This is a genomic window from Parasphingorhabdus sp. SCSIO 66989, assembly GCF_032852305.1.
GTDB lineage: Bacteria > Pseudomonadota > Alphaproteobacteria > Sphingomonadales > Sphingomonadaceae > Alterisphingorhabdus > Alterisphingorhabdus coralli.
In genome coordinates this window covers 916,956-940,224 of record NZ_CP136594.1, presented here as the reverse complement: position 1 = coordinate 940,224, position 23,269 = coordinate 916,956, and the positions used below count along the sequence as shown (strand labels likewise).

Annotated in this window: 16 protein-coding genes; 11 read left to right on the top strand and 5 right to left on the bottom strand. The window is 56.6% G+C overall.

Annotated elements, in window-relative coordinates:
• Window positions 1-35 precede the first annotated feature (35 nt).
• The 6 genes from dcd to RB602_RS04275 all read left to right on the top strand — a co-directional run bounded on the left by dcd (window position 36) and on the right by RB602_RS04275 (window position 4,916).
• On the top strand, window positions 36-590 hold the full coding sequence (gene dcd, locus RB602_RS04300; RefSeq protein ID WP_317083269.1) for a dCTP deaminase: 555 nt from the start codon (window positions 36-38) through the stop codon (window positions 588-590).
• Between the two features lie 119 nt (window positions 591-709).
• Window positions 710-1,039, top strand: a complete 330-nt coding sequence (locus tag RB602_RS04295; RefSeq protein WP_317083267.1) for an ArsR/SmtB family transcription factor — start codon at window positions 710-712, stop codon at window positions 1,037-1,039.
• Window positions 1,036-1,476 (top strand): ArsI/CadI family heavy metal resistance metalloenzyme, encoded by a 441-nt coding sequence (locus tag RB602_RS04290; RefSeq protein ID WP_317083265.1) that lies wholly within the window; start codon window positions 1,036-1,038, stop codon window positions 1,474-1,476. Before RB602_RS04295 ends, RB602_RS04290 begins: the two co-directional genes overlap by 4 nt.
• Before the next feature lie 57 nt (window positions 1,477-1,533).
• Window positions 1,534-2,706 (top strand): acyl-CoA dehydrogenase family protein, encoded by a 1,173-nt coding sequence (locus RB602_RS04285; protein ID WP_317083264.1) that lies wholly within the window; start codon window positions 1,534-1,536, stop codon window positions 2,704-2,706.
• 181 nt (window positions 2,707-2,887) lie between these two features.
• Window positions 2,888-4,075 (top strand): saccharopine dehydrogenase family protein, encoded by a 1,188-nt coding sequence (locus tag RB602_RS04280; RefSeq protein ID WP_317083262.1) that lies wholly within the window; start codon window positions 2,888-2,890, stop codon window positions 4,073-4,075.
• Between the two features lie 73 nt (window positions 4,076-4,148).
• Window positions 4,149-4,916 (top strand): metallophosphoesterase family protein, encoded by a 768-nt coding sequence (locus RB602_RS04275; protein ID WP_317083260.1) that lies wholly within the window; start codon window positions 4,149-4,151, stop codon window positions 4,914-4,916.
• Window positions 4,917-5,022: 106 nt separating this feature from the next.
• Here the strand turns inward: RB602_RS04275 and ctrA are convergent, their stop codons facing one another.
• Window positions 5,023-5,724 carry a response regulator transcription factor CtrA gene (gene ctrA / locus RB602_RS04270; RefSeq protein ID WP_317083258.1) on the bottom strand — a complete coding sequence of 234 codons (702 nt, stop codon included), beginning with the start codon at window positions 5,722-5,724 and terminating at the stop codon, window positions 5,023-5,025.
• Window positions 5,725-6,036: 312 nt separating this feature from the next.
• A complete protein-coding gene (locus tag RB602_RS04265; protein ID WP_317083256.1) occupies window positions 6,037-6,915 on the bottom strand; it encodes a LysR family transcriptional regulator in 879 nt (292 codons plus the stop codon).
• A gap of 111 nt (window positions 6,916-7,026) precedes the next feature.
• On the opposite strand from RB602_RS04265, the gene RB602_RS04260 reads away from it, so the two are divergent.
• From RB602_RS04260 to RB602_RS04250, 3 genes are all read left to right on the top strand, one after another.
• On the top strand, window positions 7,027-7,470 hold the full coding sequence (locus tag RB602_RS04260; protein ID WP_317083254.1) for a DoxX family protein: 444 nt from the start codon (window positions 7,027-7,029) through the stop codon (window positions 7,468-7,470).
• 81 nt (window positions 7,471-7,551) lie between these two features.
• Complete coding sequence (locus tag RB602_RS04255) at window positions 7,552-8,274, top strand: pirin family protein (protein ID WP_317083252.1); 723 nt, start codon at window positions 7,552-7,554, stop codon at window positions 8,272-8,274.
• Window positions 8,275-8,349: 75 nt separating this feature from the next.
• On the top strand, window positions 8,350-8,919 hold the full coding sequence (locus RB602_RS04250; RefSeq protein WP_317083250.1) for an FMN-dependent NADH-azoreductase: 570 nt from the start codon (window positions 8,350-8,352) through the stop codon (window positions 8,917-8,919).
• Between the two features lie 123 nt (window positions 8,920-9,042).
• Here the strand turns inward: RB602_RS04250 and RB602_RS04245 are convergent, their stop codons facing one another.
• Complete coding sequence (locus tag RB602_RS04245; RefSeq protein WP_317083248.1) at window positions 9,043-11,334, bottom strand: TonB-dependent receptor domain-containing protein; 2,292 nt, start codon at window positions 11,332-11,334, stop codon at window positions 9,043-9,045.
• A gap of 182 nt (window positions 11,335-11,516) precedes the next feature.
• On the opposite strand from RB602_RS04245, the gene RB602_RS04240 reads away from it, so the two are divergent.
• Together RB602_RS04240 and RB602_RS04235 are read left to right on the top strand one after the other, a co-directional pair.
• The gene (locus RB602_RS04240; RefSeq protein WP_317083246.1) at window positions 11,517-12,569 is read left to right on the top strand and encodes a DUF6607 family protein; all 1,053 of its coding nucleotides are present in this window, start codon (window positions 11,517-11,519) and stop codon (window positions 12,567-12,569) included.
• Between the two features lie 134 nt (window positions 12,570-12,703).
• Complete coding sequence (locus tag RB602_RS04235) at window positions 12,704-14,272, top strand: hypothetical protein (RefSeq protein WP_317083244.1); 1,569 nt, start codon at window positions 12,704-12,706, stop codon at window positions 14,270-14,272.
• An 86-nt stretch (window positions 14,273-14,358) separates the two neighbouring features.
• Here the strand turns inward: RB602_RS04235 and rpoC are convergent, their stop codons facing one another.
• The gene (gene rpoC / locus RB602_RS04230; RefSeq protein ID WP_317083242.1) at window positions 14,359-18,546 is read right to left on the bottom strand and encodes a DNA-directed RNA polymerase subunit beta'; all 4,188 of its coding nucleotides are present in this window, start codon (window positions 18,544-18,546) and stop codon (window positions 14,359-14,361) included.
• Between the two features lie 79 nt (window positions 18,547-18,625).
• Window positions 18,626-23,038, bottom strand: a complete 4,413-nt coding sequence (rpoB, locus tag RB602_RS04225; RefSeq protein WP_317083241.1) for a DNA-directed RNA polymerase subunit beta — start codon at window positions 23,036-23,038, stop codon at window positions 18,626-18,628.
• Window positions 23,039-23,269: the final 231 nt, after the last annotated feature.

The following is a 23,269-nucleotide window of genomic DNA, read 5'->3' as shown; positions in this document are numbered from 1 at the left end:
CCGCGCCCCAAAATCCTTTCCGGAGCAATACCCCCATGGCCATTCTGTCCGACAAATGGATCCGCACCCAGGCGCAGGAAAGGGGCATGATCGAACCCTTTGTCGAAGCGCAGCGGCGCGATGGCTGTATCAGCTATGGCCTGTCATCCTATGGCTATGATGCGCGGGTAGCGCCCGAGTTCAAAATTTTCACCAATGTCGACAGCTCAGTCGTCGATCCCAAAGAGTTTGATCCGAAAAGCTTTGTCGATCGCGAGACCGATGTCTGCATCATCCCGCCCAACAGCTTCGCGCTTGCACGGACGGTTGAGTATTTTCGTGTACCCAAGGACGTACTGGTTATCTGCCTCGGCAAATCGACCTATGCCCGGTGCGGGATCATCGTCAATGTGACGCCGCTGGAACCGGGTTGGGAAGGCCATGTGACGCTGGAATTCTCCAACACCACGCCGCTTCCGGCGAAGATTTACGCCAATGAAGGCGCGTGCCAGTTCCTTTTCCTTCAGGGCAATGAGCCATGCGAAACCAGCTATGCCGACCGGGCGGGAAAATATATGGGCCAGCGCGGGGTGACACTCCCGAAGCTTTGAAAGCCAGCCGCAAGCAGCTTCCCAAAACAGCCGTTGCTAACATTTCGAGTATTCTCGAAATGATTTGACGCAGCTTATTATTTCGATATATTTGGAAATATCGAATCAAGGAACTGGTTATGGATACCAAGCAAGCGGTCGAAGCGCTGGCCTCGCTGGCACAGGAACACAGGTTGAAGATCTTCCGCCTAGCTGTCGAAGCTGGCCAAAGCGGGCTTTCGGCTGGTGCCATTGCCGATAGGCTGGGTGTCCCGCCCAGCTCTCTTTCCTTCCATCTGGCGCATCTCAAGCGCGCAGAGTTGCTGACACAGGAACGTCAGTCACGCACGCTCATCTACCGCGCCAACTATCCCATGATGAATCGGCTGATCGCATTCATGCTGCAGAATTGCTGCGCGGGCGATGCGACAGCAGTCGATCTTCTTAACAGCAAAGGAGCATGTCCATGAAACGGATGCATATTCACCTCTCGGTCGACAGCATTGAAAAATCTGTTGCCTATTATTCTCGTCTCTTCGGTTCGCCACCAACGGTCCAAAAAGACGATTATGCCAAGTGGATGCTTGAAAATCCGCGCGTCAATTTCGCGATGTCCAGCCACGAAGGCACCGAGCGGGGCATTGAGCATATCGGCATAGAGGCCGAGAATATGGACGAGCTTGCTGAGGTCTATGGCCGGATCCGTGATGCCGGTGGCGATATCTATGAAGAAGGCCAGACAACTTGCTGCTATGCGCAATCCGAGAAGAACTGGACCAGAGACCCGGATGGGGTGATCTGGGAAACCTTCAGTACCACTGGCGAAGTTACCCATTATGGCACGCGCATCGATGCTGAAAAGATTGCCGCAGAGAGCAACGAACAGGAACATTGCTGCCAAGCGTGATCTTGCTTGGCGCGAAAGAAGGGTGACTTCGAAACTCCGGCATTCTAACAAAGCTGCATGACATCCTATCTTTTTGATGAGTGGCGCAGCCGTTCGCCCTTTTATGATGAAACCCATGACGCGGTTGCCGATAGTGTACGTGCCTTTGTCACCCGCGAAATCCTCCCCCATGTCGATGATTGGGAAGCAGCCGGAGAGTTACCGCGCGACCTACACCGCAAGGCGGCCGATGCCGGCGTCATTGGACTTGGCTATCCAGAAGAACTGGGCGGCAGCGGGACCGAATTCGATATCTTTCACGGACTTGTGCAAAGCGAAGAGCTGTGCCGTGCCGGCGCTGGCGGGATTGTCGCCTCCTTAATGACACATGGCATTGGCCTGCCGCCGATACTGGCCTTGGGTAGCCCGGAATTGCAGCAGCGCATTGCACCCAAGGTCTTGGCGGGTAATGCGATTATCGCATTGGGCATTACCGAGCCGTCGGGCGGTTCTGATGTTGCCAATCTCAAAACCCGGGCCGTGCGCGATGGCAATGTCTATCGCGTCAATGGCGGCAAGACGCTGATCACATCGGGCATGCGCGCCGATTATATCACGCTTGCCGTGCGCACCGGCGATACCGGCTTTGGTGGCATCTCGCTGTTGCTGGTAGAAACCGAGAGACCCGGCGTCTCGCGTACCGCTCTGCCTAAAATGGGCTGGCATGCTTCAGACACGGCGACGATCCATTTTGATGATGTTGAAGTACCAGTGGAGAATCTGATCGGCCCCGAAAATCAGGGCTTTGCCGGGATTATGCAGAATTTCAATGGCGAGCGGCTGGGCATGGCGCAGCAGGCAGCGGCGTTTTCGCGGATTTGCTATGAAGACGCGCTGGAATGGGCGCAGCAGCGCGAGACCTTTGGCAAACCCTTGTCGCAGCGGCAAACCATCCGCCATAAGCTCGCCGATATGCTGCGCCAGATTCAGGCGACACAGGCGATGATCGACCGTTGTGCCTGGACGGTGCAGCAGGGTAATGCCGCGCCCGGCGATTTTGCGCTGCTCAAGGTACAGGCGACGCGCACTATGGAATTCTGCGCCCGCGAAGCGTGCCAGATACTGGGCGGTGCCAGCTATGTACGCGGCAACCGGGTTGAGCGGATTTATCGCGAGGTGCGGGTGATGGCCATTGGCGGCGGTTCAGAGGAGATCATGTTCGATCTGGCCAGTCGGCAATATGGCATTTAAGCGCGTATATTGCGGGGTGTAACAGCTACGCATTTGCGGCAATCCGCGCGTGACAAATGCGGCAATATTGTCCATAGACGCCGCGACTGCTCCATAGGGGAGCCAGGGCCTTAAATCCGCGGTTCAGCAATCAGACGGCATAGGCCATTCTTCAGAAATCTCTTTTGAGAGGAGTATCTTCATGACCGACCGTTCTTCGCGCGAATTTGATATCATCGTCTATGGCGCAACTGGCTTTACCGGGCGATTGGTCGCGGAGTATCTCGCCAAGCAATATGGAGCGGGGGGCGATGCGCCAAAATGGGCGATGGCAGGCCGTTCCGAAGAGAAGCTGGCCGCTGTGCGCGACGAGATTGGCGCACCTGCCGACACGCCATTTGTGACCGCCGATGCCAATGATCCTGCCTCGCTTGCCGATATGGTGCAGCGGACTAAGGCAGTTGTCACGACCGTTGGTCCTTACCAGCTTTATGGCAATGATCTGGTCGCTGCCTGCGCCGAGCATGGTACCGATTATTGCGACCTTTCTGGCGAACCGGCCTGGATGCGCCAGAAGATTGATGCGTTGGAAGACACCGCCAAGCAAAGCGGCGCGCGCATTGTCTTTTCGACCGGCTTTGACTCGATCCCCTTTGATCTCGGCGTCTATAAGCTGCAGCAGGAATGCAAGGAGCGTTTTGGCCAGCCTGCGCCACGCATCAAAGGCCGTGTCCGCGCCATGCAGGGCACCTTCTCTGGCGGCACTGCGGCCAGCCTGAAAGCCACGATGGCCGCTGCTGCCAAAGACCCGAAGGTGATCGGCTATCTCACCGATCCGTTCAGCCTTGCAGGCGGTTTTGCCGGGCCCGATCAGCCCAAGGGAAACAAGCCGGAATATGATGAAGCGCTGCAAAGCTGGGCCGCGCCGTTTATCATGGCGCCGATCAACACCAAGAATGTTCACCGCACCAACGCTCTGCTCGGCCATCCCTATGGCGAGGATTTCCGCTATGACGAGATGATGCTGACCGGCCCGGGTGAGCAAGGTGAAGCCATCGCCAACCACCTCGCCACCACCGATATGATGGGCGGCGATGATGCGCCCAAGCCTGGCGAAGGCCCAAGCAAGGACGAGCGCGAAAACGGCTTTTACGACATCATGTTCATCGCCGAGATGAATGATGGCGCGACCGCGACCTATGGCGTCAAGGGTGACAAGGATCCGGGCTATGGCTCGACCTCGAAGATGATCGCCGAGACCGCCATGTGTCTGGTCCGCGATGTGACCGAGAGCGATGGCGGTATCTACACCCCTGCCGCTTTGCTCGGTGACAAACTGGTAGCCCGGCTAGAGGCCAATGCGGGTCTCAGCTTCGCCGTAGAAGGATAAAATAGGAGCGCAATCGGCCATATTGCTCTGACCACTTTAGCCAGAGCGCCAACCGATCATATTGACACGAGCCATGTTGAAGACCCTTTTTCGCCGCAATCAGAGCAATTCCCGTGGACTGGCCGTTCCGGTTGGACAACGTATCTATGCCATTGGCGACATTCATGGCCGCGCCGATCTGCTGGACCAGCTGCTCGATATGATTGATGGCGATATCGCGAAGCGCGGCGAAGCCCATAACCATGTAATTTTGATGGGCGATCTGGTCGATCGTGGACCCGATAGCCGCGCGGTCATCGAACGGGCAATGACACTATCCAGCCGCTATGACAAAGCCAGCTTCCTGATGGGCAACCATGAGGAAGTGATGCTCGGCGCTTCGACCGGCGATCCGAAAATGGTGCGCTTCTTCAACCGTATCGGCGGACGCGAGACGATATTAAGCTATGGCCTGCCGGAAAAGCAGTATCGCGAGCTTGATCTGGAAGAATTGGCGGAAACGCTTTCCGAGCTATTCCCGGCTGAGCACATCGTCTTTCTGTCCGATTTCCAGGACCAGATTATCATTGGTGATTATGTTTTTGTCCATGCCGGCGTGCGGCCCGATGTGCCGTTGAGCGAGCAGTCCGCGAAAGACATGCGCTGGATCCGCGAGGATTTCATCGGCGACAAAAGGCGGCACGAGAAATTCGTCATCCATGGTCATACCATTTCGGACAGTGTCGACCAGCAGCGCAACCGAATCGGCATTGATACAGGTGCCTATATCACCGATCAGTTGACCGCTATCGGTCTGGAAGGCGGCGAACGCTGGTTCCTGCAGACCAGCAGTGCGGAGTAACCCGCAAGCAGACGCTGGATTGACAATGGGCTGACCGTTCGCATGAACAGCCAGCCCATTGCTTGCCCCCGGGTAATACCCCGAAATTGGTTATTGGTTTCGCCGTTTAGGCTGCTTGGGTCTCGGCATCGGATTGCGGATCGCGCAGTACATAGCCGCGGCCCCATACGGTTTCGATATAGTTTTCACCATCACAGGCCAGTGCCAGCTTCTTGCGCAGCTTGCAGATGAAAACGTCGATAATCTTGAGTTCCGGCTCGTCCATGCCGCCATAGAGGTGATTGAGGAACATTTCCTTGGTGAGCGTCGTGCCTTTGCGCAGGCTGAGCAACTCCAACATGGCATATTCTTTGCCGGTCAGGTGAACCCGCGCGCCATCAACCTCAACCGTCTTGGCATCGAGATTGACCGCCAGCTTGCCAGTACGGATAACCGATTGCGAATGGCCCTTGGAACGCCGAACAACCGCCTGAATACGCGCCACCAGCTCTTCACGATGGAAAGGCTTGGTGACATAATCATCAGCACCAAAGCCGAAAGAGCGCACCTTGCTGTCCATCTCCGACACACCGGACAGGATCAGTACTGGCGTCTGCACCTTGGCGACACGCAGTTTCTTCAGCACATCATAGCCGTGCATATCCGGCAGATTGAGATCGAGAAGAATAATGTCATAATCATAAAGCTTGCCAAGATCGAGGCCTTCTTCGCCAAGATCAGTGGTGTAGACATTAAAGCCTTCGGTGGTCAGCATCAGCTCAATAGCTTTTGCCGTAGTCGGTTCATCTTCAATCAACAGTACGCGCATCAGGCAGCCCCTTGTATCTACTGTTTCGACGGTAAGCGAATACGGCCTCGTGCTGTTCTCCGCTTCGTATTAACCATAATGTTTCTGAAGATTAAAGGTTAATTTCGGGTTAAACCGCTTAACTCCACGAGTCGCGACGACTCAAATGGCCCGGAAACCCGCAGAAATGAGTCAGTTATGCGCACCTCAGCCAGTGCAAAAAACTTTTCTCTGAAACCTTCGTCGCCGCTTGTTTTTACCGCATCCCGCCTCGAAAACGTAAATATTCACTCCGCCGTGGCAGGCAAATCAGTCCCTTTCGGGTGTATTATCTTAACCCAAAATCGCTGCAGCTCGCGCAATAATCGCGTCCATGGCGGCGCGAATACGGGGGGTATCGCGCAGGTCGCGATGGACACCGAGATGCACTGGCGGGTGATCGGGCAGGTCATCGCTCTCAATCCGCGCCAGCCCTGGCACGATCTGCTCGACCAATTCAGGCAGCAAAGCCAGGCCCAGCCCCTGTGCTGCCGCCTGGGCCTGCAGATGGCGGGCATTGCTGCGGAAGCAGATTTGCGCATTGGGCAGTTTCTGATGCAGCCAGCGTATCTGTGGCAGGTGCATCTGATCTTCCATCACCGTCAATAGCGGCGCATCATCCGGCCAATCTGACAGCCTCGGTTGTCGTGCGGCGCGATCCACAGACGCATAGAGGCGATGACGCAGATAGCCGACCCTGCGGCTGATCAGGCTCTGTCCTTCAAACGGCGCTACCCTGAGCGCAATATCGGCTTCGCGCTTGGAGAGATTGAAAGAGCGCGAACCCGGCACCAGTTCGAGACTGATGCCCGGATGCTCCTGACACAGGGCGGCCATCGCGGGCACAACAATTTCACCGGCCAGCATTTCCACTGTGGTAATGCGCACCACTCCTTCCAGCCGCATATCGCCGCCGCTAATGGCGCGCTCGGCTGAGTCCATCTGTTCGCGCATGATTTGTGCATGGCCCAGTATCTGTTCACCCAATGGGGTCAGCACAAAACCACGAGGCATGGATTGCAGCAGTCGTGCGCCGGCGCGCTGTTCCAGCGCTTTCAGGCGACGGCCCATGGTCGGCTGGGTTACGCCGAGCTGACGTGCGGCGGCGGAAAGACTGCCCGTTTCGGCAATCGCCAAAAAGGTCTGCAGGTCATTCCAGTCCAGACTGTTCATCTCTTTGACCATGCAAAAACGTATAGTCAGTATAGAATTTTCGTCAATTCCATACGTTAGCAATCAGGCCTATCTCCTGTGCATCGCTTCACCGCATTAGGGAGACAGACAATGACACAGACAATTTCAGACGACACCGACCTAACCGCTTATGGCACCGCTTTACTGCGTGTTTCACTCGGCACCATGCTGGCCGCACATGGCCTGCTCAAGCTGCTGGTCTTCACACCTGCGGGCACCGCCGCTTTCTTTGAGAGCATCGGCTTTGCCGGCTTCCTGGCATATCCGGTCATAGCTGCAGAAGTCATCGGCGGCGCGGCCCTGATCCTCGGCTTCAAGACCCGCATGGTATCGCTGGCTCTGGTTCCGCTGCTGATCGGTGCAACCATCCCGCATGCTGCCAATGGCTGGGTTTTCTCAAACCCCAATGGCGGCTGGGAGTTCCCGGTATTCTGGGCTGTCGCGCTGGTCGTACAGGCTCTGCTGGGCCGAGGTGCCTTCGCACTGGACAGCATGCGCGATGGTCAGGGCTCGCTGCAAGCCCAAGCTGCATAAACCCCTTTCCCCCGGGTGTCGGCTTCCCCTCCAGTCGGCACCCACCCCTTTTATCAACCCACCAACCGAAGGAGACATATTATGTTGGAGAAACGCCCATTTGACACGCTTGGTCACGCCAATCATGGCTGGCTCAATGCCCGGCATCACTTTTCCTTTGGGTCCTATTTTGACCGGGATCGCATGAACTGGGGGGCGCTGCGCGTATGGAATGATGATGAAATCGCCGCCAAAAGCGGTTTCCCCACCCATCCGCATCAGGACATGGAGATTATCACCTATGTCCGCCAGGGCGCGATCACCCACCGCGATTCTGTCGGCAATGAAGGCCGCACCGAAGCCGGCGATGTTCAGGTAATGAGCGCCGGCAGCGGTATTCAGCATAGCGAGTTCAATCTGGAAGATGAGGAAACCCGTCTGTTCCAGATCTGGATCATCCCGCGTGAGCGCGGCGGTGAACCGCGCTGGGACGCCCGTGAATTTCCGCGCGGTGACCGATCGGGCAAGCTCGAAGTGCTCGCCAGCGGCTATGCTGACGATGTTGCCGAGGGCGCGCTCGAAATCCGCGCTGATGCCCGGCTCTATGCCGCGACATTGCAGGATGGCGAGAGCGTCACCTATGCCGCACCCGAAGGACAATTGGCTTATGCAGTTCCGTCCAAAGGCACGTTGCTGGCCAATGATGTGACGGTGGATACCCGCGATGGGATAGCCATTGGCGGTAATGCCCCTGTCACCTTCACCGCCCAAGGTGAGACCGAGATCGTTCTCGTCGAAACCGCGGACAATATTACCATGCACTAACCACGCTCAGGGTCAGGCGGAAGTCTGGCCCTGAACTGTTTCTACTACCCCGACTAAGCCCCAAGGAGAAAAACCATGACCATATTACATATCGATTCAAGCGCCCTGACCGATGGTTCCTCAAGCCGGAAAATGACCCGCGCCATCGTTGATCAACTAGCGCATCACGAAGTGATCTACCGCGATGTTGCTAAAGGCCTGCCTTTTGTTACCGAAGACTGGGTAGGCGCCAACTTCACTGATGATGCAGATCGCAGCGAGGCGCAGAAAGAGGTATTGGCACTCTCCGATAGCCTGATCGATGAACTGGAGCGTGCGGACACCATCGTCATCGGCGCCCCGATGTATAATTTCGGCATCGCCGCATCGCTCAAAGCGTGGATCGACTTGATCGCACGTGCACGCAAAACCTTCCGCTATACCGAGACCGGTCCAGAAGGTCTGTTGAAAGGCAAGAAAGCCTATATCGCCATTTCCTCAGGCGGCACGGAAATCGGTAGCGCTATTGACTATAATAGCAGCTATCTAAAGCACATCATGGCGTTTCTCGGCATTGAGGATGTCACCATCGTTACCGCGGCGCAACAAATGATGCTGGGCGAAGAGCCGCTGAAGCAGGCAATGGAGAATATCGCTGCAATGTAAGCGGATAATGTGCTTCACATTAGAGAAGCTCCACCCAGCGCAGCGATGGAGAGAATACATAGATATGTATGTAAGCGCTGGGTGGAGCCACAAGCTGAACTGACGGAATTGGGCGTTTTACCCCTAAAATGCCCCCCGCCAGCTCAGCGTTGCCTTGTAGTTGCGGCCTGGCTGGCTGACACCAGCGGCGACCACTTCAAAATCATTATCGGTGACATTGTCGATACCAAGATCGAGGCGAAAACCTTCAAGAGCGCCGGATAGCGGCTGCCATATCGCGTAGACATCAGCGGTCTCATAGCCATCGCGGAACTGCAGCGGATCATCCACCTCGGTAAAATCACCCGCCACGGTCAACCGGGCACCAACACGCAGATCGAACGGCGCGAATTTGAAACCGGTATCGACGAACAACAGGTCCGGCGTCAGGACGCCGACAAATTCACCGGTAGCGCGGTCAACACCGTCAATCGTGGCAAAATTGGCGCGCACATAAAAATAGTCGCTGTCATAGCTACCCTCGATCTCGAAACCGCTGACCTCTGCCTGGGCAAAATTCACATTACGGCTGATATTGCCAAAGGGCGCGCCGGAGCCGCAGGGCGGGAATGGCGCGCCGAAACAGCCAGCCGGAATATCGACATCCAGACCGATCAGATTATCGACGTCAGACTCATAATAGCTGCCCTTGAGCGTAAACCGGTCATTGCCCCAGATGACATTGCTGAAATCGACGCCGGCGCCAAATTCGATGGTCTCGGACTCTTCAGGCTGCAGATCGCGATTGGGGACGAACAGATTGGAGACAAATTGCGGCGGCCCCGGAGGGCCTCCGAGATTGGGAATCTGGAAGTGCACGCCATCGGCGAAAATCTCGTTATAGGAAGGCGCACGGAAGGCTTCGGCCCAATTGGCAAACAGGATCAGTTCGGGAACGGGTTTCCATGATACGCCCACCTTGGGTGCAAAAGCATCGTCATTGACGTCCTGTTCACCGACAGCCTCGTTCTCAAAGCGGTCAAAGCGGATACCCGGGATGATGTTGAATTCACCGATACCGGTTTCAATGCCGAGTTCCGCCTGAACGAACGCACCATAGAAACGACGGGTCGCATCGGGCACACCACCACGCGTGCCATCTGCGGTCGTGTTATCGGTGCCGGTCTGCTCATCCTGATAATATTCACCGCCATAGGTGAAGCGGAGGCTGGCATTGTCGCCCAGGGCAAATTCGGAACGATTGACCAGCGTTATGCCATAGGTCTCCACCTCACGCGATATGCGCCGCGATGTCCCTACTTCCTGCTCGCCAACACGGTTATTGGCATAGAAGAAGATGACATCGGCATTGACCAGATCACTGACCGGATTGAAATTGAGCGAGGTCTGCAGCGTGTTGCTACGGATGCTGCGGTTGACGTTGAGATTGCCTGGCCCGCCGACATTATTGCCCTGCGGGTTATTCGGGTCGAGCGTGTCGCTGCTGTTATGCACCCATTGTGTTGAAAGCGTCAGCGAGTCACTGGGTCGCCAGGTGAATTTGGCGAGCGAATTGAAGCTGTCACTGCGATCCGGAAGCGTGAGACCGCTGCCGAGCTCAATATCCGAGGAATTGCGGAAGGTGACATTTCCGACAAAGTCAAATTCACCATCGCTCGACTGCATCGCGGCCGTACCGCCCCAGCGCCATTCGTCATTGACGCCCTGATAACCGGCAACAACGCGACCACCAACCTGCTCGCCCTCGCCAAGATAGTCCTGTGCGGTGATGGTGCGCAGCGAGATAACGCCGCCCAATGCACCCGAACCGTAAAGCGCCGAAGTCGGGCCACGGACAACCTCAACCGCCTGCAACAGTTCCGGGTCAAGGAACAAGCGACCATCATGACCGGATGTGAAGCTTTGCCGCGCGCCATCGATAAAGATCAACACACCATCGCCGCCAAGGCCGCGAACAGTTGGCACCGAACCGGAGCGACGCGGACCGCCATCAAAACGCGCACCGGGAATTGCCTGGAAAATCTCTGCGAGACTCGACGGGTTGAAATCATCGATAATGTCGCGATCCACAACGCTGACCGAGCCGGGATAATCAAATGCCGTCGACTCATTACGCGTCGCTGTGACGGTGATAGTGTTAAGTCCGGTGCGCGGCTCCGGCTGCTCGATATCGTCATCGGAATCAGGATCATCTGGATCATTGCGGGCACCAATGCCGCGACGCTGGTCATCATCGGCAACCGAAGGTGCTTTGACTGTTGATTCGCTTGCAGTTTCTGCCATTGCCGACGCGTCAGCAGCCTGCGCCGGAGACGCCAGCGCGATAGCCAGCGAGAAGCCGGAAACAGCGGCTATTTTCCAGCTCCGCAGCGATGTACGTAGAGGTAAATCAACAGATGCAATATGGGGGGGCATAGGGCACTTTCTAAAACTATAATGAGAGTCGTTATCAAAAGCTCCTATACCTCGCCAAATGCAGTTTGCAACTAAGAATTGTTTGCATTAGCTATTTTTGTCGGATATTGGTTTTCGGGAAATTCACAACGACTCTGTGCGCCTATTCCGGTGCGCAAAGGACAGACCAAGGAAGACCTTCAATGATCAGCTTCACTTCCCTTCTCCGCCAGCGTCCAGCCCTGCTGGCCTGCGCCGCCGCGCTTGCTGCGTCGGCACCGGCTTCTGTCGCTTGGGCGCAAGGCGCTGAGCCTGTAATGTCGGCTATTGACGAGACAATGATGGCCGCTTTTGAAGCCGACCGTGCCGACATATTGGCGATGGCAGGCGACTATAAAGTGCGCTTTGACATGCAGGAATCGACCGCATGGGTCGAAGGTTATGAGCCGCTTGATCGCAAGATTTCCGGCGGCCATGAGTCGGTCCGCATCATTGAAGACACCGGCACCAAGATCGTGCTGCAACACCTTCTCGTCGTCGAAACGCCCGATGGCGAAAACTTCATCGTCAAGCACTGGCGTCAGGATTGGGAATATCAGCCCGAAGCGATGCTGGTCTATTCCGACACCGGCGAATGGTCGAACGAAGCGATCAGCGAAGAAGACCGCAAGGGCAAATGGTCACAGACTGTCTATCAGGTCGATGACAGCCCGCGCTATGCCGGTATTGGCGAATGGAAAGAGGAAGCCGGTGTCCGTCGCTGGGCCTCTAACTGGACCTGGCGCCCCCAGGCACGTCGCGACGCCATTCGCGAAACCCCCTATGACCGCTATGTCGGCATCAACCGCCACTCGCAAATGCCCGGCGGCTGGATCCATTTTCAGGACAATACCAAAATGGGCATGGTCGATGGCGAGCTGAAGCCGATCGTGCAGGAATATGTGCTGAACACCTATACCAAGTTCGACGATTACGACACTGCGGCAGCCGATGATTACTGGAAATCGACTGCCGATTACTGGGAAGTCGTCCGCGCCGAATGGGACAAGCTGCTCAGCAACAAGGGCAAGATCGCGGTCACCGAATATGGCCCGACCGGCACGGTGATTTCCGGCGAGCTGCTAGAAATGGGCACCAAGATCCATAAAGGCGAAATGGAAACTGCCGCCGCCATCATCCGCGCCAAGGAGCTGATCGGCAGCGATACCTTGCGCCTCGCAGCTGCCAAGCCGATTGAAGAGAAGGCGAGTAACTGATCGTTGCTTTTTATTCCATTACAATAGAAAGCCCCGCCAGAGACGATCTGGCGGGGCTTTTTCTTTGTGTCAGATGTAAAACTGGAACTTACTGCAGTTGACGATCACCTGGCTTTACGACAGTCTCCGTAATTATGGCACTACGTACAGCCCTATTTGCGATTTTGAGTCTGATCATAATCGTTCCAGCTCATGCAGCATGGCATGAAGCGAGCAGTGAGCATTTTCTGATTTATGCCGATCAATCGGAAAACGATATCCGGGAATTTGCCGAGCAGCTTGAAAAATATCACGGAGCGATGTCCTATCTAACGCGAAAAGGTACGGAACCCGTCTCCCCGTCCAATCGGGTAACGATATTCGTTGTTCGCAACACGAAAACCGTACAGCGCCTATTGGGAGACTCATCTCGCCGTGTGGGCGGTTTCTATGTATCGCGCGCTGGAGCTTCTGTCGCTTTCGTACCAAAAGTTCGGGAGGGCAATGGCGAGGAACTATCTTATAGCGAAATTACGCTGCTCCATGAATATGCACATCACTTCATGTACAGCTATTACTCCTTTTCCTTCCCCCGTTGGTATAGTGAAGGTTTTGCAGAATTCTATTCCTCAGCAGCGTTTAAACGTGACGGTTCGGTCTGGCTTGGTCGTCCAGCCCAGCATCGTGCGTATCAGCTATTTCGGATGAGTGAAGTTCCTGTCGAGTTATTACTTGATACCGGAGCTTATAACAGAAGCCGTAAAGGTAGAAGACGAGGGGATTCATTTTACGGTCGTAGCTGGCTGCTGTTCCATTATCTGACCATGGACGGCTTATCGCCAGAGTCGAAGCGCAAGGGGCAGCTCGTTGCATATCTAAACAACATGATTGCAGGCAAGGAACCGATAGATGCTGCGACCCAAGCCTTTGGTGATCTGGAAATATTGGAGAAAGATCTAGACAAATATCTTGCCAAGCGGCGCATGAATGCTTTCGAAATTTCAGCGGACAAATTCTCAATTGGCGATATTCAAACACGCAGGCTAAGTGAAGGCGCCTCCAAGGTTATGCCATTGCTCGCTCAGTCGAGACGCGGGGTTGATACAGAACAGGCTGCAGAACTACTGCCTAAAGTACGGGCAGTTGCCACAAAGTATCCCGATGACCCCTTCGTCAACGCAGCTTTAGCAGAAGCGGAATATGACGCAGGTAATGATGCAGAAGCGCTCATAGCGGCAGATCGTGCCCTGGCTGTCGATCCGGAAAACATGGACGCGCATAAGCAAAGGATACTCGCTACCTTCCGCATCGCTCAAAACTCTGAAGGGGAAGAGACGGCAGCGCTTTGGAAAAAAGCGATGAAAGCGATCAGCACTGCCAATAAGCTGGAACCGGACAACCCTATACCGCTGATATACTATTATCGCAGTTACGAAGGCCGCGGAAAGCAGCCAACCAAACTCGCCAAGGATGCTCTGATACAAGCGCTTGGACTTGCGCCTTATGACAAGGCATTGCGCGCAAATGTTGCCCTGCAACTCATTAGTGATGGGCAATACGCTTATGCCCGTAATGTCCTGCAACCCATGCTGCTGGATCCACATCAGACCGGTTCCGCGGAGGCAGCCCAGCTTCTGCTCGCTTCGATTGAAGGCAAGCAGGACGGCGATGCTCCACCCGGCACCTTACCAGAGGTTGGGTCAGAACAACCCTCAGCAGAATAACTGTACAAACAAAAAGCCCCGCCGGATCGCTCCGGCGGGGCCTTCTCGTTTGTATCAGCGTACCAGCCGCCGCCGACGCAGCGATATTACTCCGCTGCGTCTTCGGTTGCTGGTGCGGCTTCCTCGTCGGGAGCGTTGGCGGCTGCCATCGCATCGGCGAGTGCCTTTTGCTGTGCCCGCAGCGCAGCGTCGCGGCCTGAGGCGGCGATGCGTTTGCGGTTCATGCCGGCACCGGTACCCGCCGGGATCAGGCGGCCAACGATGACGTTTTCCTTCAGGCCGACCAGCGTATCCTTCTTGCCTTCCACTGCGGCCTGGGTGAGGACGCGGGTGGTTTCCTGGAAGGATGCGGCAGAAATGAAGGAACGCGTCTGCAGCGAGGCTTTGGTAATGCCCAGCAGCACCGGATTACCGGTCGCCGGTTCCTTGCCCTTGGGCAGCTTGGCGTTGATCTCGTCCATCTCTTCATGGTCGACCTGTTCGCCCGGCAGCAACGTGGTATCACCGCCATTGGTGATTTCCACTTTCTGCAGCATCTGGCGCACGATCACTTCGATATGCTTATCGTTGATCTTCACGCCTTGCAGACGATAGACTTCCTGAATCTCGGCGACCAGGAATTCGGCCAGCGCCTCAACGCCCATGACTTCGAGAATGTCATGCGGGTCAGGTGAGCCGGAGACCAGCGCATCGCCCTTCTTGACATAGTCGCCTTCCTGAACGTCGATAACCTTCGCCTTCGGAATGAGATATTCAACCGAATCCCCTTCTTCCGGATGGATAGCGATTTTGCGCTTGGCTTTATAGTCACGCACAAATTCGATCCGGCCCGAAATCTTGGCGATCACCGAATGATCCTTCGGCACACGCGCCTCGAACAGCTCGGCAACACGCGGCAGACCGCCGGTGATGTCGCGTGTCTTGGCGGCTTCGCGGCTGGCACGTGCAACCACGTCACCGGCTTCAACCGTCTGGCCATCTTCAACCGATAGGGTGGTGCCTACAGCGAGCATATACTTCGCTGCTTCACCACTCTCATCATCGAGCAGGGTCAGGCGTGGACGCAAGTCTTCCTTGGCCTTGCCGCGACCCGTTGCGCGATACTCGCTGATCACGCGCTGGGCGATGCCGGTGGCTTCGTCGGTCTGCTCGGTCAGCGTCTTGCCTTCGACAATGTCCTGATACTTCACAACACCCGGCTTCTCGGTGATCAACGGCATGGTGAACGGATCCCATTCAGCCAGCTTGTCGCCCTGTTTCACCTCTTCGCCATCGCCAACCAGCAGGTTGGTACCATAAGGCAGCTTGTGCACCGCACGCTCACGGCCTTCCTTGTCGATGATAGCAATTTCACCATTACGGGCCAGCGACAGGCGACGGCCCTTCTTGTCGGTGATGGTCGGAATATCGCGATATTCCATCTTACCATCGGCAACCGCTTCAAGGTTGGACTGCTCATTGAGCTGCGCAGCACCACCAATGTGGAAGGTCCGCATGGTCAGCTGTGTGCCCGGCTCACCGATCGACTGGGCAGCGATAACGCCAACAGCCTCACCGATATTCACCGGCGTACCGCGAGCGAGATCACGGCCATAGCATTTGGCGCAAACGCCCTGCTTGCTCTCACAGATGAGCGGTGAGCGAATGCGCGCTGCCTGAATGCCCAGTTCTTCGATCTTGGCCACAGCCGCCTCGTCGAGCAATGTGCCCTTCTTGAACGCGACATCACCGCTGGCGCTGTCGACAATATCTTCGGCCAGAGTGCGGCCCAGGATACGCTCGCCGAGCGAAGCAATGGTGCTGCCGCCCTGAACGATCGCCTTCATCTCCAGCGCATTTTCGGTGCCGCAATCCTGCTCAACAATGGTGCAGTCCTGTGAAACGTCGACCAGACGGCGGGTCAGATAACCCGAGTTCGCGGTCTTCAGCGCGGTATCGGCAAGGCCCTTACGCGCGCCATGGGTGGAGTTGAAATATTCAAGAACGGTCAGACCTTCCTTGAAGTTCGAGATAATCGGGGTCTCGATGATCTCGCCCGACGGCTTGGCCATCAGGCCACGCATACCGGCAAGCTGCTTCATCTGCGCTGGCGAACCACGCGCACCCGAATGGCTCATCATATAGATCGAGTTGATCTCTTTCTCGCGGCCATTCTCGTCCTTCGGCGTCGCCTTGATCTCTTCCATCATGGCGGCGGCTACCTGGTCACCACAGCGGCTCCAGGCGTCGATCACCTTGTTGTATTTTTCCTGCTGGGTGATCAGACCATCCTGATATTGCTGCTCATAGTCGGAGACCAGAGTCTTGGTTTCCTCGACCATCTGATCCTTCGAGTCCGGAATGATCATGTCATCCTTACCGAAGGAGATGCCCGCCTTGAATGCGTGGCGGAAGCCGAGAACCATGATGGCATCAGCGAACAGCACCGTGTCCTTCTGGCCGGTGTGACGATACACCTGGTCGATAACGTCGCCGATTTCCTTCTTGGTGAGAAGGCGATTGACGACATCGAACGGCACCTTGTGCGATTTCGGCAGGCACTCACCGATCAGCATACGGCCCGGCGTGGTCTCAAACCGCTGCATGACGGTGTTGCCGTCCTCATCGGTCTGCGGCACGCGGGTATGGACCTTGGAGTGCAGCGTCACTGCGCCTACTTCGAGCGCCTGATGCACTTCGGCCATATCGGACAGCAACATGCCCTCGCCCGGCTCGCCTTCACGATCCATGGAGAGATAGTAGAGGCCGAGAACCATATCCTGTGACGGCACGATGATCGGCTTACCATTGGCGGGCGACAGGATGTTGTTGGTCGACATCATCAGGACGCGCGCTTCGAGCTGCGCCTCAAGGCTCAGCGGCACATGGACAGCCATTTGGTCACCGTCAAAGTCGGCGTTGAACGCGGAACAGACCAGCGGGTGAAGCTGGATCGCTTTACCTTCGATCAGAACCGGCTCAAATGCCTGAATGCCCAAGCGGTGCAAAGTCGGCGCGCGGTTGAGCATCACCGGATGCTCGCGGATCACCTCATCAAGGATATCCCAGACTTCCTTGCGCTCTTTCTCCACCCATTTCTTCGCCTGTTTCAGCGTCATGGAGAGGCCCTTGGCGTCAAGACGGGCATAGATGAACGGCTTGAACAGTTCGAGCGCCATCTTCTTCGGCAGGCCGCACTGGTGCAGCTTCAGTTCCGGACCGGTCACGATGACCGAACGGCCCGAATAGTCGACACGCTTACCGAGCAGGTTCTGACGGAAGCGGCCCTGCTTGCCCTTGAGCATGTCAGAGAGCGACTTCAGCGGACGCTTATTGGCACCGGTGATGGTGCGGCCACGGCGACCATTGTCGAACAGCGCGTCAACTGCTTCCTGCAGCATGCGCTTCTCGTTACGGACAATGATGTCTGGTGCGCGCAGTTCCATCAGGCGCTTCAGACGGTTGTTCCGGTTGATCACGCGGCGATAGAGGTCGTTAAGATCGGACGTCGCGAAACGGCCACCATCTAGCGGCACCAGCGGGCGCAGCTCAGGCGGGATCACCGGAATGACTTCCAGGATCATCCATTCAGGCTTGTTGCCAGATTCGATAAAGCTCTCAACCACCTTGAGGCGCTTGATGATCTTCTTCGGCTTCAGCGTGGACTTGGTTTCTTCCAGCTCGCGCAGCAGGTCTTCGCGCTCCTGCTCCAGGTCCAGGTCCTGCAGCATGATCTTGACCGCTTCGGCGCCGATACCGGCAGAGAAAGCGTCTTCGCCATATTCGTCTTGCGCTTCAAGCAGCTCGTCCTCGGTCAGCAGCTGGAATTTCTCCAGCGCGGTGAGGCCCGGCTCGATGACCACATAGCTCTCAAAATAGAGCACGCGCTCAAGCTGTTTCAGCTGCATATCGAGCAGCAGGCCGATGCGCGATGGCAGCGATTTCAGGAACCAGATATGCGCCACCGGAGCGGCCAGCTCAATATGGCCCATACGCTCACGGCGCACCTTGGTCACGGTGACTTCAACGCCGCACTTCTCACAGACTACGCCTTTATACTTCATCCGCTTATATTTGCCGCACAGACACTCATAGTCCTTCACCGGGCCGAAGATACGGGCACAGAACAGGCCGTCACGCTCCGGCTTGAAGGTACGGTAGTTGATGGTTTCCGGCTTTTTGATCTCACCATAGGACCAGCTGCGGATTTTCTCCGGGCTGGTGAGGCCGATCTGGATCTGGTCAAAAGTTTCGGGCTTCTGCGTCGGATTATTGAATTTCGTCAGGTCATTCATGTTGCTGTCCTCATCAGGGCTTCTCGCCCCATAAAATTCTTGGGTTCAGGTGGCGGGGCGGCCAGCGCCGCCCGACCCCTTATTCCGCAGCCTCGGGCAATTCGCCTGCGCTGTCGCCATCTTCGTCGTCCTCGGCATCATCAAATGATTTGAGTTCGACATTGAGACCGAGCGAGCGCATCTCCTTGACCAGAACGTTAAAGCTTTCGGGAATGCCGGTTTCAAAGCTGTCGTCACCCTTGACGATCGACTCATAAACCTTGGTGCGGCCGACAACATCGTCCGATTTCACCGTCAGCATTTCCTGCAGCGTATAGGCGGCGCCATAGGCCTGCAACGCCCAGACTTCCATCTCACCGAAGCGCTGGCCGCCAAATTGCGCCTTACCGCCCAGCGGCTGCTGGGTGACGAGGCTGTAGGGGCCAATCGAACGGGCGTGGATCTTGTCATCAACCAGATGGTGCAGCTTGAGCATATAGATATAGCCCACGGTCACCTTACGATCGAAGCGATCACCGGTACGGCCATCGAACAGATCAACCTGTCCCGACGCATCGAGATCGGCACGTTCCAGCATGGTCGAGACATCGCCCTCGCGTGCACCGTCAAATACCGGCGTGCCCATGGGGACACCGTTTTTGAGGTAGCCGGCAAGCTCGACAATCTCAGCGTCCGAACGCTTCTCAATCTCGTCATGATAGTCATCACCATAGACGATCTTGAGCCGCTCCTTCACCGCATCGGGCGGGCTCGCCGCTTCTGGATCAGGGTTGGCATGGCGCCAGTCTTCGAGCGCCTGGGTCACCTGCTGGCCGAGACCACGCGCGGCCCAGCCGAGATGGGTCTCGAAGATTTGACCAACATTCATACGGCTCGGAACACCCAGTGGGTTGAGCACGATGTCCACCGGCGTGCCATCCTCAAGGAACGGCATGTCTTCCTGTGGCAGGATGCGCGAAATCACACCCTTGTTGCCGTGACGACCGGCCATTTTGTCGCCAGGCTGCAGCTTGCGCTTCACCGCGACGAACACCTTGACCATTTTCAGCACGCCCGGAGCCAGCTCGTCACCACGCTCCAGCTTGTCACGGCGGTCCTCGAACTTCTCGTTAATCAGCGTGACGGCATCGTCATATTGCTGCTTGACGGCTTCCAAGTCTGCCTGACGCGCATCATCGGCAACCGCGAACTTCCACCATTCATGCTTTTCGACTTCTTCGAGGTTATCAGCGGTGATCTCGCTGCCCTTCTTGAAGCCCTTTGGCGCGCCGGTGGCGGTCTGACCGACCAGCATGTCGCGCAGACGGTTATAGGTCGCACGGTTGAGGATCGAGCGTTCGTCCTCGCGGTCCTTGGCGAGACGCTCGATTTCTTCACGCTCAATCGCCATTGCGCGGTCATCCTTGTCGATGCCGTGACGGTTGAACACGCGGACCTCAACCACGGTACCGGCAACACCCGGAGGCAGACGCAGCGAGGTATCGCGAACGTCCGAAGCCTTTTCACCAAAGATAGCGCGCAGCAGCTTCTCTTCGGGCGTCATCGGGCTTTCGCCCTTTGGCGTGATCTTGCCGACAAGAATATCACCCGGATGCACTTCGGCACCGATATAGACAATGCCCGCCTCGTCGAGGTTGCGCAGCGCTTCCTCGCCGACATTCGGAATGTCGCGGGTGATGTCTTCTGGGCCCAGCTTGGTGTCGCGGGCCATGACCTCAAATTCCTCGATATGGATCGAGGTGAAGACGTCATCCTTCACAATCCGCTCGGAGATCAGGATCGAGTCCTCATAGTTATAGCCATTCCACGGCATGAACGCGACGAGGCTGTTCTTGCCGAGCGCCAGTTCGCCCATATCGGTGGATGGACCGTCAGCAAGAATATCGCCTTCCTCGATCACATCACCCACCTTCACCAGCGGGCGCTGGTTGATGCAGGTGTTCTGGTTGGAACGCTGGAATTTCTGCAGACGGTAGATATCGACGCCCGACTTGCCGGCATCGACCGCGCCGGTGGCACGGATCACGATACGCGTTGCATCGACCTGGTCGACAATACCGGCACGCTTGGCCGCAATCGCCGCACCAGAGTCGCTGGCGACAGTGGCTTCCATACCGGTGCCGACGAACGGCGCTTCGGCTTTCACCAGCGGCACCGCCTGACGTTGCATGTTCGATCCCATCAATGCGCGGTTGGCGTCATCATTTTCCAGAAACGGAATGAGCGAGGCCGCAACCGAAACCAGCTGTTTCGGCGAAACGTCCATCAGGGTGATGGCATCGCGCGGCGCGATCAGGAATTCGCCGGCTTCACGTGCCGAGACAAACTCATCGGCAAAAGAGCCATCATCATTCAGGTCCGCATTGGCCTGCGCAACCGTGTGTTTCTGCTCTTCCATCGCCGAGAGATAGACCACCTCGCTGGTGACCTTGCCATCGACAACCTTGCGGTACGGCGTTTCGATAAAGCCGTATTTGTTGACCCGGCTGAACGACGCCAGCGAGTTGATCAGACCGATATTCGGGCCTTCAGGCGTTTCAATCGGGCACATACGGCCATAGTGCGTCGGGTGAACGTCGCGGACTTCAAAGCCGGCACGTTCACGCGTCAGACCGCCGGGACCGAGGGCCGAAACGCGGCGCTTGTGCGTGACTTCCGACAGCGGGTTGGTCTGGTCCATAAATTGCGACAGCTGCGAAGAGCCGAAGAACTCACGCACCGCGGCAACTGCAGGCTTGGCGTTGATCAGGTCGTTCGGCATCACGGTGGACACATCAACCGAGCTCATACGCTCCTTGACCGCACGCTCCATGCGCAGCAGGCCAACGCGATACTGGTTTTCCAGCAGCTCACCGACCGAGCGGACACGGCGGTTGCCGAGGTTATCGATATCGTCAACCTCACCCTTGCCGTCCTTGAGATCGACCAGCGTCTTGACCACGGCAAGGATATCTTCCTTACGCAGCGTAGTGTGGGTATCCGGCGCATCAAGATCGAGGCGCATATTGAGTTTGACGCGGCCAACAGCCGACAGATCATAACGCTCACCGTCGAAGAACAGGCCTTCAAACAGCGATTCCGCAGTTTCGCGCGTCGGCGGTTCGCCGGGGCGCATCACGCGGTAGATCGCGTCAAGGCCCATATCACGATTTTCCGACTTGTCAGCTTTCATGGTGTTGCGGATCCATGCGCCGGTGGTGACATGGTCAATGTCGAGAAGCTCGAGGCTTTCAATGCCCGCCGCTTCCAGCTTTTCGAGATTTTCGACGCTGACTTCGTCACCCGCCTCAATATAAATCTCGCCGGTCTTTTCGTTGATCAGGTCACGCGCGGAATAGCGGCCATAAATCTCTTCGGTCGGGATCAACAGCTCTTTAAGGCCGTCCTTCTCCGCCTTGTTGGCAGCGCGCGGGGTGATCTTCTGGCCAGCCGCGAAGACAACTTCGCCGGACTTGGCATCAACAATGTCGAAAGTCGGCTTCTGGCCGCGCCATGCTTCGGCAGCGAACGGGATTTTCCAGCCATCGCCTGCCTTTTTCGAGCCGCGCTCATAGGTCACAGTGTCATAGAAATAGTGGAGGATATCCTCCTGATCCATGCCCTGCTTGACGATGCGCGAGATGGTCGCGCTGTTGCTGCTTTCCGGAATATCGACGGTGCCGCCAATTTCGATGGCGCCAACAGGGTCTTTCACGGTCAGCAGATCGCCTTCAACCGCAACCACTTCGAGCGGCTTGCGGACGCCGGAAACGCGAACTTCGTCACCAACCTTGAACTTGCCCTTCTGGTCGGTGAGCTTGAGGACAGCATCGCCGAGCGCGAACAGCAGCGCGGTAACCGGCAGCTTACGCTTACGGTCGATACGGACATTGACGATATCCTTGGCATCAAACTCAAAGTCGAGCCAGGAACCACGATAAGGAATGACGCGCGCGGCGAACAAGAACTTGCCCGAAGCATGGGTCTTGCCGCGGTCATGATCAAACAGCACGCCAGGCGAACGGTGCATCTGGCTGACAATAACGCGCTCGGTGCCGTTGACGATGAACGTGCCATTATGCGTCATCAGCGGCATGTCGCCCATATAAACGTCCTGCTCCTTGATATCGAGCACGGAGCGGCTTTCGGTTTCGGTGTCGACCTCGAACACGATAAGGCGCAACGTTACCTTCATCGGGGCGGCATAGGTGATGCCGCGCTGGCGACATTCTTCCATGTCATATTTCGGATCTTCGAGCTCATAATGCACGAAATCGAGCTCGGCGGTGCCGGCGAAATCGCGGATCGGGAAAACGCTGCGCAGCGTTTTTTCCAGGCCGGAGACATAGCCGATTGAAGGATCGGAGCGCAGAAACTGCTCATAGCTCTCGCGCTGAACCTCGATCAGGTTCGGCATGCGGATCACTTCGTGGATGTCACCGAAAATCTTGCGGATACGCTTTTTCGCGGTCGGGATAAGCCGTTCCGCGGGATTCTTCGCCTTACTTGCCATGGATGCATTCGCCCTTATTTGCATCGGCGCGCATATCTGCGCGCCGGAAGAGTGTCACCGCACCGGACAGCAGATGCTGGCGGAACGGCTTTTATGATTTTCTGCGGCGTGAAAACGACAAAAGCCGCGTGTTTCCAGCAAGCCTATGGCTTGAGAGAAAATCGCAGCTTTGCGTCGTTAAAGTTCCCGAAGTTCATTCCTGTGAACAGCCCCGCGCACAAGCTGCCCATG

Coding starts and splice junctions, on each gene's coding strand:
- RB602_RS04295 (WP_317083267.1), top strand. CDS start 710: ATGGATACCAAGCAAGCGGTCGAAGCGCTGGCCTCGCTGGCACAGGAA.
- RB602_RS04265 (WP_317083256.1), bottom strand. CDS start 6,915: ATGAACAGTCTGGACTGGAATGACCTGCAGACCTTTTTGGCGATTGCC.
- RB602_RS04260 (WP_317083254.1), top strand. CDS start 7,027: ATGACACAGACAATTTCAGACGACACCGACCTAACCGCTTATGGCACC.
- rpoB (WP_317083241.1), bottom strand. CDS start 23,038: ATGGCAAGTAAGGCGAAGAATCCCGCGGAACGGCTTATCCCGACCGCG.
- rpoC (WP_317083242.1), bottom strand. CDS start 18,546: ATGAATGACCTGACGAAATTCAATAATCCGACGCAGAAGCCCGAAACT.
- RB602_RS04285 (WP_317083264.1), top strand. CDS start 1,534: ATGACATCCTATCTTTTTGATGAGTGGCGCAGCCGTTCGCCCTTTTAT.
- RB602_RS04250 (WP_317083250.1), top strand. CDS start 8,350: ATGACCATATTACATATCGATTCAAGCGCCCTGACCGATGGTTCCTCA.
- RB602_RS04290 (WP_317083265.1), top strand. CDS start 1,036: ATGAAACGGATGCATATTCACCTCTCGGTCGACAGCATTGAAAAATCT.
- RB602_RS04280 (WP_317083262.1), top strand. CDS start 2,888: ATGACCGACCGTTCTTCGCGCGAATTTGATATCATCGTCTATGGCGCA.
- RB602_RS04240 (WP_317083246.1), top strand. CDS start 11,517: ATGATCAGCTTCACTTCCCTTCTCCGCCAGCGTCCAGCCCTGCTGGCC.
- RB602_RS04245 (WP_317083248.1), bottom strand. CDS start 11,334: ATGCCCCCCCATATTGCATCTGTTGATTTACCTCTACGTACATCGCTG.
- dcd (WP_317083269.1), top strand. CDS start 36: ATGGCCATTCTGTCCGACAAATGGATCCGCACCCAGGCGCAGGAAAGG.
- RB602_RS04255 (WP_317083252.1), top strand. CDS start 7,552: ATGTTGGAGAAACGCCCATTTGACACGCTTGGTCACGCCAATCATGGC.
- ctrA (WP_317083258.1), bottom strand. CDS start 5,724: ATGCGCGTACTGTTGATTGAAGATGAACCGACTACGGCAAAAGCTATT.
- RB602_RS04275 (WP_317083260.1), top strand. CDS start 4,149: ATGTTGAAGACCCTTTTTCGCCGCAATCAGAGCAATTCCCGTGGACTG.
- RB602_RS04235 (WP_317083244.1), top strand. CDS start 12,704: ATGGCACTACGTACAGCCCTATTTGCGATTTTGAGTCTGATCATAATC.